Below are 16,439 nucleotides of genomic sequence, written 5' to 3'. Positions count from 1 at the left end.
CGCCACGACAGCGGCCTTATGCCAGCGTATCCTGCAGCCGGTAGATGCTGGAGAAATCGAGCCCGCCCGATCCTGCCTTGCTGTGCATGTCATACAGCGTGCGCGCCAGGGCGCCCAGCGGCACGCTGGCGCCCGACGCCTCGGCGCTTTCCATGGCCAGTCCCAGGTCTTTCAGCATCAAATCGACGCCAAAGCCGCCCGTGTAGCCGCGCGACGCGGGCACGTTCTCGGCCACGCCCGGGCACGGGTTGTACACGTCCAGGGTCCAGTTGCGGCCCGAACTTTTCGCCATCACGTCCGACACCACCTTAGCGTCCAGGCCATTGGCCACGCCCAGGCGTATCGCTTCGCTGGTGCCGATCATGAGTATGCCCAGCAGCATGTTGTTGCAGATCTTGACCGTCTGCCCGCAACCGGAGCCGCCTGCGTGAAAAATCGCCTTGCCCATGATCTCAAGGTAAGGCCGCGCTGCCGCCAGCGCCGCGTCTTCGCCGCCCACCATGAAGGTCAACGTGCCGTTGGTGGCGCCCGCCGTGCCGCCGGAGACGGGCGCGTCCAGCATGGGCATGCCCTTTTCCTCGGCCGCGCGGCCCACCTGGCGCGCCGCCTCGGTGGAAATCGTCGAACAGTCGATCAGCAGGGTGCCGCGCCGCGCCTGCGCCAGGATACCCGCGTCCCCCAAATACGCCCCCAGCACGTGGCGGCTGGCCGGCAGCATGGTGATGACGATGTCGGCCGCCTGGATCGCCGCCACCTGGTTATCGGACACCAGGCCGCCGCCGTCGGCAAACTGCTGCACGCTGGCCGGCAGCAAATCGAAACCCGTCACCGCATGGCCGGCGCGCACCAGGTTTTGCGCCATGGGCAGCCCCATGTTCCCAAGGCCGATGAAAACGATATTGGTGCTCATCGCCGCCTCCTTATTTCATCGAGATGGTGGTATTGACGCCGCTGCCGCCATCGTCCGGGGCGAACCAGCGCGCGGTGACGGTCTTGGTCTGCGTCCAGAAGTACAAGGCTTGCTTGCCGTTCGGCCCCAGGTCGCCCAGTTTCGAGGCGCGCGATCCCGTGAAGCTGAAATAGGCGACGGGCACGGGTATGGCCACGTTGATGCCGACTTGCCCCACGTCGATCTCGTGCTGGAACTTGCGCCCCGCCCAGCCGGACGAAGTGAAGATCGAAGTGCCGTTGCCGTTCGGGTTGGCGTTGATGAAGGCGATGGCCTGGTCCAGCGTATCCGTCTCGACCACGCACATGGCGGGGCCGAAGATTTCCTGCGTGTAGACCGAGTTCGATGCCGCCACCTTCGAAAAAATCGTCGGCCCCATGAAGTTGCCGCCCTCGTAGCCGGCCACCTTGAGGCCGCGGCCGTCGAGCAGCAGCTGCGCGCCCTCGTCCACGCCCGCCTGGATCAGCTTTTCCGCGCGCTGCATGGCGGCCTTGGAGACCATCGGTCCCAGGTCGGCATCGCGGTCGCTACCCGGTCCCACTTTCAGCGCTTGCGAACGGGCGACGATTTCCGGCAGCCAGGTACGCGCCTCGCCCACCAGCACGACGACGGAATTGGCCATGCAGCGCTGGCCTGCCGCACCAAAGGCGGCGCCGATCAGGTTATTGATCGCCTGCTCCTTGTTGGCGTCGGCCAGCACCACGCAATGGTTTTTCGCGCCCATCATCGACTGCGCGCGCTTGCCCGATTCGCTGGCGCGGCGGTACACATGCGTGCCCACGTGAGTGGAACCGATGAAGGACACGGCCTTGATGTCGGGATGGTCGCACAGCATGTTGACGACGTCGGCGCCGCCGTGCACGACGTTCAAGACGCCGGCCGGCAAGCCCGCCTGGTACATCAGTTCGACCAGGTACATGGTCGATGACGGGTCCTGCTCCGACGGTTTCAATACGAACGTATTGCCGCAGGCGATAGCGATGGGGAACATGAAGCATGGCAGCATGACGGGAAAGTTGAAGGCCGTGATGCCGGCACCTACGCCCAGCGGCTGGTAGATGTTGTAGACATCGACGCCGGTGGCCGCGTTTTCCGCGATCTCGCCCAGCTGCAGGGTGGCGATCGAGCACGCGTGCTCCACCACTTCCAGGCCGCGCATGACTTCCCCTTCCGCGTCCGGCAGGGTCTTGCCGTGTTCGCGCGTGATCAGTTCGGCCAAAGCACCGATGTTTTCGCGGATCAGGTGCTGGTACTTGAGCATGATGCGCATGCGCGCCGCCAGCGGGGTACTCCGCCAGGTTTTAAACGCTTCCTTGGCCGTGGCGACGGCCAGGTTGACTTCGTCCGGCGTGGAAAACGGCACCCTGGCGACGATTTCCTGCGTGGCCGGGTTGACGACGTCGCGCCATTCGGTGCTGGTCGAGGCGTGGTGCTTGCCGGCTATGTGCAGCGGGATGGAAGGGATTTGGGTGAGGGCTTGGTTCATGGTTTGCTCCGTGATATCGGTGTTGGTTGAACTCACCCCAAAGTCAAAACTGCCGGGGTCGGACCCTGAGGGGGAATTTCCCCCAGTGGGGGACATTCCGATTCCGAAGGAACCGACCCCGGCCTTTTCGCCGTTAGGGGTGAAAATTATTTTTTAACGAGGTTGCACGCGGCCGCATCCATCGGCTTGAACGCCTGGTCGGCGGGGATGGTGGACAGCACTTTCAGGTAGTCCCACGCGCCTTTCGATTCGGCCGGGGTCTTCACCTGCACCAGGTACATATCGTGGATGACGCGGCCGTCGGGGCGGATGGAGGCGTTGTTCATGACGGCATCCTTGATGGGCAGCTCGCGCATTTTCTGGGCGACGATCTTCGAGTCGTCGCTTTTCGCCGCCGCCACCGATTTCAGGTAGTGATAGACGCTGGAGTACACGCCCGCCTGCACCATGGTCGGCTTGGCACCTTTGTTGAGCGCCTCGAAACGCTTGGCAAACGCGCGGCTGCGGTCATCGGCATCCCAGTAAAAGCCGTCCGCGTAGACCAGGCCCTGGGCCGTTTCCAAGCCCAGCGCATGCACGTCGGAGAGGAACACGAGCAAGGCGGCCAGGCGCTGGTCCTTGCCGCTGCCAATGCGGAACTCGCGCGCCTGCTTGATGGCCGAGACCACGTCGGCGCCGCCGTTGGCCAGGCCGATCACCTGCGCTTTCGAGCCTTGCGCCTGCACCAGGAAGGACGAGAAGTCGGAGGCGTTCAGCGGATGGCGCACGGCGCCCAGCACCGTGCCGCCATTGCGTTTGACGACTTCGCTGGCGTCCTTTTCCAGCGAATGGCCGAAGGCGTAATCAACGGTGACGAAATACCACGATTTCTGCCCCAGTTTCGTCAATGCCGCCGCCGTGCCGGCCGCCTGCGAATAGGTGTCGAACATCCAGTGGAAGCCGTTCGGCGAGCAATCTTCGTTCGTCAGGCGCGTGGTGGCCGGGCCGCTGAACATGGCGATGCCGCCCTTCTCTTTCATCAGCTTTTGCACGGACAGGGCCACCGAGGAATTGGTCAGGTCGGCGATGGCGTCGACCTTGTCGCGGTCTATCCATTCGCGCGCCTTGGAGGCGGCGATGTCGGCCTTGTTCAAGTGGTCGGCCGAGATGATTTCGATTTTCATGCCCTTGCATTCGGCTTTCAGACAATCCTCGACGGCCATCTGGCTGGCGACGACGGAGCCGCGCCCGCCCATGGCCGAATACGGGCCGGACATGTCGGTGAGGATGCCGACCTTGACGACGCCATCGGAAATCTGCGCCTGCGCGCCGCCAAAAGAAAGGGTGAGCGCCAGCGCGCCCATGGCCAGAACGGTTTTTTTCATGCGTGTCTCCAGGTGGATGGGTTTTCTTATATGTTTAGATGCATTCTGCATGTGTAAAAATATGCACTCAAGTGAAATTAATGCATAATTCCTTTGCAAAAATGCACAGAGAGGAATTGCCATGCTCGATTGGGACAATGTACGGGTCTTCCTGGAACTGACGCGCAGCGCCGGCCTCGTCGATGCGGCGAAAAAACTGGGCATCGACCATTCCACCGTGTCGCGGCGCATGCGCAAATTCGAGGAGCAGGTGGGCACGCAGCTGTTCGACCGCAATTACGTGGGCTACCAGCTGACGCCCGAGGGCCACCGCCTGATGGAATACGCGGAAAACATGGAAAGCACGGTGTTTTCCGCCACCGAGGAGCTGGGCGAACACAATCGATTGCTGTCGGGCCAGGTGCGCCTGGGCGCTACCGAAGGCTTCGGCGCCATCGTGCTGGCGCCGCACCTGGCGCAGTTTTGCGGCCGCTACCCGCACATCAGCGTGGACCTGATCGCCGTGCCGCGTTTCGTCAGCCTGTCCAAGCGCGAGGCGGACGTGGCCATTTCCATCGAGCGCCCCCTGTCCGGTCCGTACGTGGTGACGAAATTGTCCGACTACCGCCTGAAACTGTACGCCACACCAGGCTACCTGGCGCGCCACGCACCGATTACCAGCGTGGCGCAGCTGGCGCAGCACCCCATCATCGGCTACGTGGACGACCTGGTGTTCAGTTCGGAGCTGCGCTACATGGACAACGTGGCGCCCGATTCCCTGCGCGCGTTTCGCAGCACCAGCGTGATCGCGCAATACCATGCGGCGCGCGCGGGCCAGGCACTGGCGATTTTGCCCTGCTTCGTGGCGCAGCAGTCGAATGAACTGGTGCCCGTGCTCGACGGCGAGATCGATTTGCTGCGCGCCTTCTGGATGATCTCGCCCAGCGAGCGGCGCAACATCGCGCGGGTCAGCGCCCTGTGGAATTACCTGCGGGCCGCCATCGACCTGAATCACGCCTACCTGATGGGCGAAACAAACACGCCCAGCTGGCCAAGCTGACTACGCGCTACACTGTCGCCACATAGGAATAAGGGAGAATGCCATGCTGATGGATGCGAACCAGGCTGTACTGGTCATTGTCGACCTGCAAGGCCGTTTGATGCCGGCCATCCACGACGCCGGCCTGGTGCTGGCGCAAAACCTGCGCCTGGCGAAGATCGCCCGTCTGCTCGACGTACCGGTGCTCGGCACGGAACAGAACCGCCAGGGACTGGGGCCGAACGTGGAAGAGATCGCCGCGCTGTGCGAACGGACCTTGCACAAGACGCATTTCGGCGCCTGCTTTGATGGCTTGCAGGACATGCTGCCCGCCGGGCGCAAGCAAATCGTCGTCACCGGCTGCGAAGCCCATGTGTGCATGCTGCAAACGGCCATCGGCCTGCTGCAGCTGGGGTATGAAGTCATCATCGCCATCGACGCCGTCGGCTCGCGCCAGGCCGCCAGCCGCGATGCGGCGCTGGCCCGTCTGGACAAGCTGGGCGCCCATCTGGTGACGGTGGAGATGCTGGCCTTTGAATGGTTGCGCGACTGCAAGCATCCGCGTTTCCGCGAAGTATTGGCGCTGATTAAATAGAACGCAGGTTTAAGCCAGATCAAGCCTGACGGCCTTTCATTTGCTAGCTTGGTAACAGCGCCGCCACTCCGAGCGGCGCGCCTTCCACATCAGCAAGGGAACCATCATGGCCTATATCCTGCGGGGCAAACTGTGCGGCTTGATCTGTGCCGAGTGTCCTGAACCGTTGTCGCACGTCATCGTGCGCCTGTACCGCCCGCGCGCGTCGCAAAACGTCACGGCCCTGGCCGTGGCCAGCGCCAAGGAAACCTTCGCCATTCTCACGGACGAGGAAGTGCAGGCGAAAGCCCCCTCCCTGCTGGCCGAAACGCGCACTGACGACGATGGCAACTACAGCTTTACCCTGGGCGACAAGGAACAATACCAGGGCGAGGCCGTGGAAGTGGACGTGTTATGTCCCACCGTGCCGCATCTGAAAGGGGGGCCGAAAGACCCCGTGCCGCTGCAGTTTTCCATCACCACCATCCAGCCGCGCTGGCGCCAGGCCGACAATGATTTCCTCGCCGTCTGGGATTATTGCCTGCCGCAACGCTTCTGGTGCCTGGTGCGCGTCCGCTTCGGCGCCTGGACCATCTGCGGCCGACTGCGCACCTGCGACGCACCCCACACGCCGATCGCCGGCGCCACCGTGCGCGCGTTCGACGCGGACTGGCTGCAGGACGATGCGCTTGGCGTGGCCGTCACCGATGCCAGCGGGCGCTTCCGCATCGATTACCTGACATCAGACTTCACGCTGACGCCGTTTTCACCGTTCATCAACGTGGAGTTCGCCAGCGGCCCCGACGTGTATTTCACGGCGCAGCTGGGCAGCGTGACCATTCTGTCGGAAACGCAAGCCAACGGGCGCCAGCCGGGCCGCGAGAATGTGGGCCACTGCTTCTGCGTGGAATTGTGTTCAAAAGACGTCTTGCCACCCGACGTGGAAGGCGTGCCCCACTGGCAGCAGGTGGAAGTGTTCGATATCCACCCGTTTCCCTCGCTGGCCGGCTTTTCCGCGCAAGGCTATGCGGGCGGCGCGGGCGCGTCCTACGTATTCGCCGGCGGCGTCACATTGAAAGGCAATTGCCCGTTGCGCAACAGCGCCATCCCCGCCAACCCGCTCGAATACCGTTTCCTGATCGGCGAGTGGTCCTGGCCCGGTGGCAGCGACGACCCGGCAGCCATCCCCACGGTGTCACCGGCCAGCCTGGCACCGTTGACGCAAATCCTCGGCACGCATGTCGGCTATGTGTTTTATACGAATGGACTGGGTCTCGGCGATTCGGCGCCCGTCATCATCGATGCGGGCGACCTGAAGCCTGGCGGCTGGATAAGGGTGGACGGCAAGAGCGTCACCGTGGACATGCGCGACGGCACGACGGCCATCGTCAATGTGGCGCCCAACATCTTCCTGCGCACGTTTGACTTGCTCACTGTGAATACGCCGGCCATCACCAGCCTGCATCCGGCCAAGCTGCCGGGCGGCTTGCCCATCCTCGACGCGGGCCGCAGCCTGACGGCAGCCGAGAGCGAGCCGATACGCCGCTACCGCCTGGGCTTCGAAGTGCGCGACGGCATCAGCCTGGCGCTGGTGGCCACGGATGGGCTCGACTCCATCGTCTTCGACAATTCGCCCGTCATCGTGGCGCTGGACCTGGAAGAGTTGCGCAGCAATGCCTGCAACCCCATCGCGGGCGGCGTCGTGCATATCCTGTACACGATCGACCATCCGCATGTGCGCTTTTTCAATATCACGATTTCCAATAACAACGGCATCGCGCACCCGCCGCCACCGCTGCCGTCCGCCAGCTTCACGCCGCCGCCACCACCGAACAATTATTTGTTCCGCGGCGGCGCGGGTGGGCCTCATCTGTCAGGCAACAATGGCGGTTTTCCCGTCAACGTGGCGCTCGACCCGCCCTGCGCCTACCGCGTGGCGATTGCTTGGCAGACGCGGCATTACCTGGCGTCGTCGCACAGCATTGATCGCCTCTACTGCAAGTAGGCGAACTTAAAAGTAGCGTACCCAGGCCTGCTTCGACGTGCGCTTGTAATTGGCAAATGCGCGGCAGGGAAAGTACAGCACGGGCATCAGCAGCAAGGCCAGCAGCCAGACTTGCCAGATATGCTCGACGCCATAGCGGCCAGCGTGGTTGGCGCCCAGCATAGCCTTCAAGGCCAGGCCGATGCCCAGCAGCAGGTATAAATGCAGCAGATAGTAAAACATGGGCGCGCCGCCAAAGGTGGCGCAAGCCCGCGTGAACCCGTTATCGACGCTTTCCAGCCAGGCCAGGCCCAGCAAGCCCAGGCCCAGGGTGAACAGCAGGAAGTCCAGGGACGGCGGATACTTGGTGAAGTTCAGCACGCTCATGGCCGTGCGCAGGGTTGTCTCGCCCGCCGCCCACGGCAGGGTTTCGCCATACAGATTGAAGCCGCGCAGCACGGCCAGCAGAAGCAAACTGCCCGCGCCCAGCGCCAGCAGCAGGCGACGGCGCCCCTCCGGCGAACGGCTGCGCGCATACAGCGGTCCGGCCGCATAACCAAGCACGATCACGCCTATCCACGGCAACAGCGGATAGCTGACCTTGATCTTCATGGCGCCATCGGCCACCAGGTAGCCGCGTTGCAACAGCAGCGTCAGAAGGTAATAGGCAAAGCTGCCCTCTTCCGCGTGCAGCCAGGTGAACAAATGCTGGCCCGCGATAATCGCCACGCCCAGCAGCGCCAGCACTTTCAAAGGCAACCGGTGCAGCACCGCCAGCGCCATCATGGCCAGGCCGATGACCCAGATCACCTGCAAGTACAGCACGGCGGGAGGAAACGCCCCGCTCCAGGCGAAATTGACGAACACCAGTTCCAGCACCACCAGCAGCAAGCCCCGTTTAAACAAAAAGCCGGTAGCGCTACGGGGACCGGCGGCCGGATGCGCATACAGCCAGGCGGAGAGTCCCGTCAGGAAAACGAACATGGGCGCGCACACGTGGGCCGCCAGGCGCGTGAAGAACAGGGCCGGATCGACGTGGGCCGCATCCATCGGGTCGCCGACCTGATGGTGTAAAAACACGGTTTCGCGCACATGGTCAAACAGCATGATCAGCATGACGAGGCCGCGCAGTACGTCGATGACGGCGATGCGGGTGCGCAGGGTGGCGGGGGAAGTCAGGTAGGCAGTCATTTATTCATTTTAAATGGAAGGGTAAGAGTAGCGTGCGTACCCCAACGGCAGAAACTGGGGTCGGACCTTAAGGTCCGACCCCGGCATTTTGCTGTTGGGTGAATACATCAAAACCTGTAATGCGCATTCAGGGTCAGCGTACGCTCGGCCCCCGGCGCCACCCACAGCTGGCTGTAGGAACTCGCATAGTAGCTGCGGTTGAACAGGTTTTCCACATTCAGTGCCAGGCGCAGTTTCGCCGTCGGCGAATACGACGCCAACAGCCTGGCCGTCGTGTAGGCCGGCAGGGTAAAGCTGCTGCTGATGGCGACGTCGCCCAGGCGCTCGCCCACGTACTGCACACCGCCGCCCGCGCTGGCCGTGCCCGTGCCCAGCGCAAATTGCTGCGTGGCCAGCAGGTTGGCGCTGTGGCGCGGCACGTTGGCCAAGCGGCTGCCCGTCACTATCGTAGTGTCGCCGCGCGTGACGCTGGCGTCCGTATAAGCATACGCGCCCGAGACGCGCAAGCCGCGCGCCACTTCGCCCGACACGTCCAGCTCCAGGCCCCGGCTGCCCACCTCGCCCGCCGCGATGGCAAAATCCGTGTTGGCGGGATTCGTCGTCAGCACATTGCGCTTGCGGATGTCGTACACGGCCAGCGTGCCCGTCAGCTTGCCCGTTTCCAGCTTCGCGCCCAGCTCATACGCGCGGCTGCGCTCGGCAGGAAAAGCCTGGTTATCGATGCTGATGCCGCTGTTGGGCCGGAAACCCTTGGCCGCACTCGCATACAGCGACCACATTTTCGACGGCTGGTAGACGAGGCCCGCGCGGGGACTGGTGGCCGACAGCGACTGCCGGTTGCTCGTGTTGAGGCGATGGTTCGTCACGTCCTGCGTGTACGTATCGTGGCGCACGCCGACCAGCGCCTTCCACTGCGCGCCCAGGTCCAGTTGATCTTGCGCATACACGCCGCGCGCCTTTTGCGCTTCCTGCGTGTCGATGGACAGGGCCAGCGGAGCGGCCTTGCCGCCATACACGGGATTGAGAATGTCGATGGCATAGGCATTCGCGGCCGAGGGATTGCGCCGCAGTTGCACGCGGCGGTCGTCGAAGTGATAGGCGTCGACACCGGCCAGCACCTCGTGCGCCAGCGCGCCCGTTTTGAACTTGCCCAGTACTTCGACCCGTGCCGACACGTCGGTGGCCGAGAAATCGCGGTGGCGGCGCTGGCGGTTCAGGCTGCGGCCATCGGCCAGCAACTTGTTCGCCTCGGTCGAATAGCCTGTCAATTCGCTGTCGCGGTTGGAAGCACCCGCCTGCAGCGTCCAGTCGTCCGACAGCGCGTGATGGATAAATAACTGCTGCCCCAGCGACTTGACCGTCATGGGGCCGTCGCCCGGTTCGCCCAGGAAGCGCACGACGGGGACAAGATCCAGCTGGCCATTCACGGCCACCACGCCGCGGTCGAACGGCGCGCGCTGCTGCACCGCTTCGATTTCATACGACACGGTCGTGTGCTCGCCAGACAGCCACAGGAACGAGGGAGAAAACAGGCTGCGCTCGACTTTCAAGGTATCGCGGAAGCTGTGCCCTTCTTCATGCGCCGCGTTCAAACGGTAGGCAAAGCTGTCGCTCAAGGGCCCCGTCAAATCGACGGCGGCGCGGCGGGTCTGGAAACTGCCGAGGGAAACATCGGCGCCGTATTCGGGCGCGAACTTCGGCTTTTTGGTCGTGATGTTCACCGTGCCACCCGGCTCGCCCCTGCCGTACAGGGCCGACGCGGGGCCTTTCAGCACTTCCACATTCTGCGTATTGCCAGCGTCGCGCAGGCCGTTGTAGCCCCGGCTGGAACTGAAACCGTTGACCATATAGTCGGAACCGAAATTCGGGTCGCCCGTAAAGCCGCGCATGGCGTAGCTATCCCACAAGCCACCCAGCGGGCTTTGCTTCGCGATGCCGCTGGCCAGGTCCAGCGCGCCAGCCAGGGTCGTCACGCCCGCGTCGCGCAGCAAATCGCCGGTCAGCACGCGCACGCTTTGCGGCAAATCCATCAGCAAGGCATCCGTCTTGGTGGCGCCCGTGGCCGACAGGCTGCGGTAGTGCTGGCGCTCGGCTTTCACGGTGACGACATCCTGCGCGTCGGGCTTGTCGGCGGCAGGGTCAGCTGCCAGCGTCAGAGGACTGGCGGCGGCCAGCAAAAGCGCCACGGGGCGGCGTAAAAACACGGACATGGGATTCCTGACAATGGGCAATTTAATGCAATATGCTTGCATTATAATTGATAATCAATTCTCATTAAAGTCATCATGAAAAATCTGCGCCAGAAAGTCCACGAACACTTGCACCTTGGCCGCGCGCAAGTGGCGCGGGTGGAACAGCGCCCACAGGTCCGGTCCCCGCGTGCGGAACGGTTGCAGCACGGGCACCAGAGTCCCCTCGCGCAAGGGCTGCAGCACGGAGACGGACAGCGCCTGCACGATGCCGCAACCGGCCTGCGCGGCGGCGATCATCGATTCGATATGGTCGAAGGACAAGGCGGCGGCCGGCGTATGCGCATACGGTTCACCAGTGCCCCCGTCCTGGAACAGCCAGGGCCGCACCTGGCGCGCTTTCGGGTACAGGAAATGCAGGCAGGAAAATTGATCGAGTTCCTGCGGGGTCTGCGGCATGCCATGCCTGGCGACAAAGGCGGGCGCGGCGCAGCACAGGTAATCCATGGTGAGCAGGCTGCGCGCCACCAGCGACGAATCCTGCGGCTCGCCGATGCGCAGCATCACGTCGATGCCCTCTTCCACCATGTCGACCAGGCGGTCGCTGACCGTCAGGCGCAGGGAAATGTCGGGATAGGCGGCGATGAAGCGGGGCAAGGCGGGGGCCACCAGGTTACGGCTGATGCTGCTGGGCATATCCACGCGCAGGCTGCCCGAAGGTTTCCCGGCCGCCTGCAGCAGGCTAGCCTCCAGCGCCGCCATATCGGCCAGCACCTGGCGCGCCTGCGCATGGCACTGCTGGCCTTCGGCCGTGAGCGACATGCTGCGCGTGGTGCGCTGCAAGAGGCGCACGCCGAAGTGCTTTTCCAGCGCCGCCACCTGGTTCGTCACTGAAGACGTGGAAATGCCCAGGCGCTGGGCAGCCTTGCTGAAGCCGCCCGCCTCGACCACGGCGCAAAACACCTGCATTGCTGCCAGCCTGTCCATGTATTTCCCTCCTGTTTTTCAGGCGATTATCCACGATACGGCAATAGTGCATCGCGCCGCGCCCCGTTTTTCTTTGCACGCCGTGCGCCTAGACTGGGGCATCAACCCAACGGAGAACCCCATGCAAGCCCTCGTCCTCACCAGCTTTTCCGCCCCCATGACCATCGAACACCTGCCCGTGCCGCAGCCCGGCCCCGGGCAAGTGCTTGTGCGCATCGCCGCCAGCGGCGTCAATCCACTGGATACGAAAATCGCCGCCGGCGCCGCGCCGCACGCCCGGCCCAGCCTGCCCGCCATCCTCGGCATCGACGTGGCCGGCACGGTGGCCGCCGTGGGTGATGGCGTGACGGCTTTTCACATCGGCGCAACAGTGTATGGCATGGCGGGCGGCATAGCCGGCATCCAGGGCTCGCTGGCCGAATACGGCGTCTTCGACGCTGCGCTGCTGGCGCCCGTGCCGCCAGGACTGAGCCTGCGCGAGGCGGCCGCCCTGCCCCTCGTCTTCATCACGGCCTGGGAAGGGCTGGTCGAGCGCGCCCACGTGCAGGCGGGCGACAGCGTGCTGGTGCATGGCGGCGCGGGCGGCGTGGGCCACATGGCCGTGCAGCTCGCCGTCGCCCTTGGCGCCAAGGTGTATGCCACGGGCAGCGCCGCCAGCCGCGCTGTCATCGAGGCGCTGGGCGCCCGTTTCATCGATTACCGCAGCAGCACGGTGGATGACTATGTAGCCGAGCATACGGGCGGCACCGGTTTCGACATCGTCTACGATACGGTGGGCGGCGCCACTTTGGACGCCAGCTTCCAGGCAGCAAAAATCTACGGCGGCCACGTCGTCAGTTGCCTGGGCTGGGGCACGTTCGCCCTGAGCCCGCTGACGGCGCGCGCGGCCAGCTATTCGGGCGTGTTTACCCTGCTGCCGCTGTTGAGCGGCGAGAATCACGCGCGCCATGGCGCGATCTTGCGCGAAGCCAACAAGTTAATAGACGCGGGCAAGCTGCAGGTGCGGCTCGACCCACGCCGTTTTACCTTGCACACGGCGCACGATGCGCATGTGGCGCAAATGGACGGCAGCGCGCGCGGCAAGCTGGTGGTGGAGGTGGCCGACTGAATGCCTGCTTGTGACTTGCAGGTGGAAGCGCTATTATGCAAGCATTAACTTGCATAATAAGGAGCCGGGCATGCGTGAAAAACTGGAAAAACTGCTGGCGCAGGGACGCGACAGCGCCCTGCTGCGCTTTGGCCTGGGAGATGCCTGCCTGAAAGAGCATGACGCCGCGCAAGCCGCCCTGCACCTGGCGCAGGCGACGCAACAGCAAGCGGGTTATTCCGCCGCCTGGAAACTGCTGGGCAAGGCCTTGCACCAGCTGGGACGGCTGGAGGAAGCGCAGGCCGCCTGGACCACGGGCGTGACCGTGGCCCAGCAGCAAGGCGACTTGCAAGCCGTCAAGGAAATGACGGTATTCCTGAAACGCCTGCAAAAACAGCAGCAGGCGGCAGAGTAAAAAGCTTAACGCGCGTGCGCCGCGCCCCGCTCTTTCGCCAGGCGCTTGGCCAGCAAGCCGCCCGCTTCGGCCGCATAGGCGCGGCAGGCATTCGCGTCGATCAGGGGATTGCTTGTGGCGCTGCGCCTGGCGGCCTTGCCCAGCACATCCGTCGTGCCCGGATGCACGGGGATGATGATGTCGCATGGCAAGGCGGCCACCTTGGCGATGCTCGCTTCGAACGAGGCCGAAATGTCCGGTGTCTTGCCTTTGCCTGCGCCTTGGCCCGTATAAGTAAAATCGCCGCTGGCATACGGGTTCAGGCTGTCCGCGTACACCACGTTCAGGCAGCGCGCGTCTTCACACGAGGTCCAGGTCCACGTCGTGCCGCCTGGCGTGTGGCCTGGCGTCATGTGGGCCGTCAATACCAATGGGCCCACCTTGACGGTCTCGCCCTCGCCCACCACCTTGACCTTGGCCACTTTCGCGACATGCACGACAGGATCGGCCTGGTACTGCGGATCATCGTTGCCATTCGTGCCGCTTTGCAGCCCCAGGGCGCCCGAGGCGCTGGCCACCACCGTGGCGCCGCTGGCACGCTGCAGTGCAGCGATGCCGCCCGCATGGTCCCAGTGCGCATGCGAATTGAGGATGACTTTCACGTCCTCGATGCGAAAGCCCAGTGCCTTGATATTGTCGATTATTAAGGGCGCCGATTGCGGCAGCGCGCCGTCGAGCAGGATATGGCCCTGCGGACCCGTCACCAGCACGGCGGACAGGCCGGCCGTGCCCACATACCAGCTATTGCCATGGATATTGAATGGCTTGACGGGCGCATTCCATTCCTTGCAATTGTCGCAATTAACAGGTTTATCCTGCACCGGGGCCGGCGTTTTTGCCTGCACCGTACCTGCCGCCATGGTCGCAACCGTAGCCAGCATCAACTTCGCCAATAGTGTCATCTTCATCTCCAGAGTGTAAAAAGAAGGGCGCCCGCACTGGCGCGCCCGGGGGGGTATCAGTGCATGCGGCCAGTCCTGTCGGCCAGGGTGTCGCGGATGTGGCCGGCGTCGAGCGAGCGCCGCTGCGCGCCGTCGGCGTCCAGCAGCACTACGGTGACGTGCTTGCCGCCGCTGCGCATGCGCATGGTCAGGCAGCTGCCGGCCTCGTGGCTGCTGCCCGTCTTCGACAGCACAATGTCCCAGCCCTTGCCACCCACCAGCGGATTGGTGTTGCGCAAAGTGCGCATCTTGCCATTCACGGCCACGCTGGCCTGCGGGTGGCTGGTGATGCGCGCGATGTCCGGATAGCGCGCGGCCGCCGCGACAATCTTCGCCACCTCGCTGGCCGTGGACGTATTCGCGGGTGAACTGCCGACCGGGTCCGTCAGGGTGGTGCGTGTCAAGCCCAGGTGGCGGATCTTCGCTTGCAAGGCCTGATGAAACGCCGTACTGCCGCCCGGATAGGTGCGCGCCAGCGCGGCGGCGGCGCGGTTTTCGGACGGCAGCAGCGCCAGTTGCAACAGCGCGCTACGCGACACGGCCACGCCATCGGCCAGCAGGCTGTGGCGCTGCAGCGACGAGTCGCCATCGGCGCGCACGATGCGCAGCGTTTCCTCGGGATCGAGGCCCGCGTCGAGCACCACCATGGCCGTCATCAGCTTGGTGATCGAGGCGATGGGCACGACGGCGTCCGCATCTTTCGCCATCAGCACCTGGCCCGTGCTGTCGTCAAATACCAGCATGTGTTTCGCGCTGACGGGCAAGTCCAGCATCGCGGCGGCGGCCTCGGCGAGGGTCGCCCCGTTGACGGCAGGCTTGCCCTGCACCTGCAGCAGCAAGGTGGCGCAGGCCAGCAGCAAGGCGGGCACGGCCAGTTTCCAGCCGGCCGTATCAAGGCCGGGCGCCATCAGGCGTTCGATGCGCGTCAGCAGCGCCCCGCCGCGGGCCGACATCAGCAAGCCGGAATGCTGCGGCGCGGCCGTGTGCAGGGACAAAGCATGCAGCGCCGTGGCCAGCTGCTGCGGGTCTTGCAGCGCTTGCGCAGCCAGCGCGTCGGCCACCTGTTCGCGTTCGGCCCGCATGCGCGCCGACAGCCACCAGACGACGGGGTGAAAAAACAGCAGCGCTTCGGCCACGCTTTGCAACAGGTTGACCAGGTAATCCCAGCGCCGCACGTGCGCCAGTTCATGCGCCAGCAGCGCTTCCAGCAAGGCGACGGGCATGCCGCTCAGCAAGGCGGCGGGCAGCAGGATGACGGGGCGCCAGAAGCCCACGGTGACGGGACTGGCCAGGCCAGCATGCAGCTTCAGCGGCACTTGCCGACTGCGGTGCAAGCCCATGCGCAGCGCCAGCGCATCGAGGCGCGCCTGCCAGATGGCCGGGGCGGCCACGGCCTGACGCCGCAGCCGGCCGACCCAGGCCAGGCCCAGGCCCAGGCGCAAGCTCATCAGGCCAACGCCGGCGCTCCAGGCCAGCACCAGGGCCGGCATCCACGCTTGCAGCGCGGCGCGCCAGGCAGGCGGCGCGTCCATCGGCAGCTGGGCCAGTGAAGTGCCGGACAGCAGAGACAGCAGATGGACGGCGGGAATGCACAGGCACAGCAGCAGTGCCAGCGCGCAGACGGCATAGCGCCAGCGCGCGCTGGCGTGGCGCAGCAGCCAGAGCAGGACAGCGGAGACGGCGCCGACGATCACGCCCTGCCAGACAAAATACAGCAGGACCCAGCCCAGCGCCGGGACAAGGTTGCCCAACTCGATGCCCAAGCGCATGTCCAGGTTCATGGCGCCTTGCCATCCTTGCTGCGCAGGATTTTTTCAATTTCCAGGCGTTCCGCGTCGCTCACGTGCTCGCGCAGCGCCGTCAGCACCAGCGCCTTGCCGGAACCGGAAAACACCTTGCCGATCAAGTCCTTGAGCAGACTCGTTTGCAACTTTTCCTGCGCGTCGACGGCCGCATACAGCTGCGGCCGCTGGCTTTCGTCGCGGCTCAGCAAGCCCTTGCCATGCATCAGCTGCAACTGGCGCAGCACGGTGGCGTAGCTGGCGTCGGCGCGCTCTTCGGCCAGGGCGTCGTACACGGCCCTGGCATCGGACGGACCGCGCCGCCACAGGATGCGCAGCAAGTCCAGTTCGGCGGCCGTGGGATGGGGAGTGGAAGTATTTTTTAACATGCCGCCAGCATACCCACTCTAGAACTTCATGTCTAGAACTTTTTT

14 protein-coding genes are annotated in these 16,439 nt (G+C 64.4%); 5 read left to right on the top strand and 9 right to left on the bottom strand.

Features of this window, described 5'->3' with window-relative positions; genetic code table 11:
* Positions 1 to 16: 16 nt before the first annotated feature.
* From mmsB to CNX70_RS12705, 3 genes are all read right to left on the bottom strand, one after another.
* Complete coding sequence (gene mmsB / locus CNX70_RS12715; RefSeq protein ID WP_096234978.1) at positions 17 to 910, bottom strand: 3-hydroxyisobutyrate dehydrogenase; 894 nt, start codon at positions 908 to 910, stop codon at positions 17 to 19.
* A 10-nt stretch (positions 911 to 920) separates the two neighbouring features.
* Positions 921 to 2,435: a CoA-acylating methylmalonate-semialdehyde dehydrogenase gene (locus CNX70_RS12710; RefSeq protein ID WP_096238427.1), complete on the bottom strand. Its 1,515-nt coding sequence runs from the start codon at positions 2,433 to 2,435 to the stop codon at positions 921 to 923.
* Positions 2,436 to 2,581: 146 nt separating this feature from the next.
* Complete coding sequence (locus tag CNX70_RS12705; protein WP_096234977.1) at positions 2,582 to 3,799, bottom strand: ABC transporter substrate-binding protein; 1,218 nt, start codon at positions 3,797 to 3,799, stop codon at positions 2,582 to 2,584.
* A gap of 121 nt (positions 3,800 to 3,920) precedes the next feature.
* On the opposite strand from CNX70_RS12705, the gene CNX70_RS12700 reads away from it, so the two are divergent.
* The 3 genes from CNX70_RS12700 (at position 3,921) to CNX70_RS12690 (ending at position 7,396) form a co-directional block, all read left to right on the top strand.
* Positions 3,921 to 4,838: a LysR family transcriptional regulator gene (locus CNX70_RS12700; protein WP_096234976.1), complete on the top strand. Its 918-nt coding sequence runs from the start codon at positions 3,921 to 3,923 to the stop codon at positions 4,836 to 4,838.
* A 43-nt stretch (positions 4,839 to 4,881) separates the two neighbouring features.
* Positions 4,882 to 5,412, top strand: coding sequence for an isochorismatase family protein (locus CNX70_RS12695; RefSeq protein WP_096234975.1), 531 nt, complete (start codon positions 4,882 to 4,884; stop codon positions 5,410 to 5,412).
* A gap of 106 nt (positions 5,413 to 5,518) precedes the next feature.
* Entirely contained in the window at positions 5,519 to 7,396 is a 1,878-nt protein-coding gene (locus CNX70_RS12690) for a transthyretin-like family protein (RefSeq protein WP_096234974.1), read from the top strand.
* Between the two features lie 6 nt (positions 7,397 to 7,402).
* On the opposite strand, the gene CNX70_RS12685 is transcribed toward CNX70_RS12690, so the two are convergent.
* From CNX70_RS12685 to CNX70_RS12675, 3 genes are all read right to left on the bottom strand, one after another.
* The gene (locus CNX70_RS12685; RefSeq protein ID WP_096234973.1) at positions 7,403 to 8,566 is read right to left on the bottom strand and encodes an acetyltransferase domain-containing protein; all 1,164 of its coding nucleotides are present in this window, start codon (positions 8,564 to 8,566) and stop codon (positions 7,403 to 7,405) included.
* Between the two features lie 107 nt (positions 8,567 to 8,673).
* The gene (locus CNX70_RS12680) at positions 8,674 to 10,776 is read right to left on the bottom strand and encodes a TonB-dependent siderophore receptor (protein ID WP_244199132.1); all 2,103 of its coding nucleotides are present in this window, start codon (positions 10,774 to 10,776) and stop codon (positions 8,674 to 8,676) included.
* A 54-nt stretch (positions 10,777 to 10,830) separates the two neighbouring features.
* Positions 10,831 to 11,742 carry a LysR family transcriptional regulator gene (locus tag CNX70_RS12675; protein ID WP_096234972.1) on the bottom strand — a complete coding sequence of 304 codons (912 nt, stop codon included), beginning with the start codon at positions 11,740 to 11,742 and terminating at the stop codon, positions 10,831 to 10,833.
* 121 nt (positions 11,743 to 11,863) lie between these two features.
* On the opposite strand from CNX70_RS12675, the gene CNX70_RS12670 reads away from it, so the two are divergent.
* Together CNX70_RS12670 and CNX70_RS12665 are read left to right on the top strand one after the other, a co-directional pair.
* Positions 11,864 to 12,850, top strand: coding sequence for a zinc-dependent alcohol dehydrogenase family protein (locus tag CNX70_RS12670; protein WP_096234971.1), 987 nt, complete (start codon positions 11,864 to 11,866; stop codon positions 12,848 to 12,850).
* Positions 12,851 to 12,920: 70 nt separating this feature from the next.
* Complete coding sequence (locus CNX70_RS12665; protein WP_096234970.1) at positions 12,921 to 13,244, top strand: tetratricopeptide repeat protein; 324 nt, start codon at positions 12,921 to 12,923, stop codon at positions 13,242 to 13,244.
* Between the two features lie 5 nt (positions 13,245 to 13,249).
* Here CNX70_RS12665 and bla read toward each other — a convergent pair whose 3' ends face one another.
* The 3 genes from bla to CNX70_RS12650 form a co-directional block, all read right to left on the bottom strand.
* A complete protein-coding gene (gene bla, locus CNX70_RS12660; protein WP_244199131.1) occupies positions 13,250 to 14,164 on the bottom strand; it encodes a subclass B3 metallo-beta-lactamase in 915 nt (304 codons plus the stop codon).
* A gap of 77 nt (positions 14,165 to 14,241) precedes the next feature.
* Positions 14,242 to 16,005: a M56 family metallopeptidase gene (locus CNX70_RS12655; RefSeq protein ID WP_096234969.1), complete on the bottom strand. Its 1,764-nt coding sequence runs from the start codon at positions 16,003 to 16,005 to the stop codon at positions 14,242 to 14,244.
* Entirely contained in the window at positions 16,002 to 16,394 is a 393-nt protein-coding gene (locus CNX70_RS12650; RefSeq protein WP_071077911.1) for a BlaI/MecI/CopY family transcriptional regulator, read from the bottom strand. Before CNX70_RS12650 ends, CNX70_RS12655 begins: the two co-directional genes overlap by 4 nt.
* Positions 16,395 to 16,439 lie beyond the last annotated feature (45 nt).

The organism is Janthinobacterium svalbardense (assembly GCF_002327145.1).
Lineage (GTDB): Bacteria > Pseudomonadota > Gammaproteobacteria > Burkholderiales > Burkholderiaceae_D > Janthinobacterium > Janthinobacterium tructae.
The sequence above is the reverse complement of the archived record's forward strand: the minus strand, read 5'-3'. Positions and strand labels throughout refer to the sequence as shown.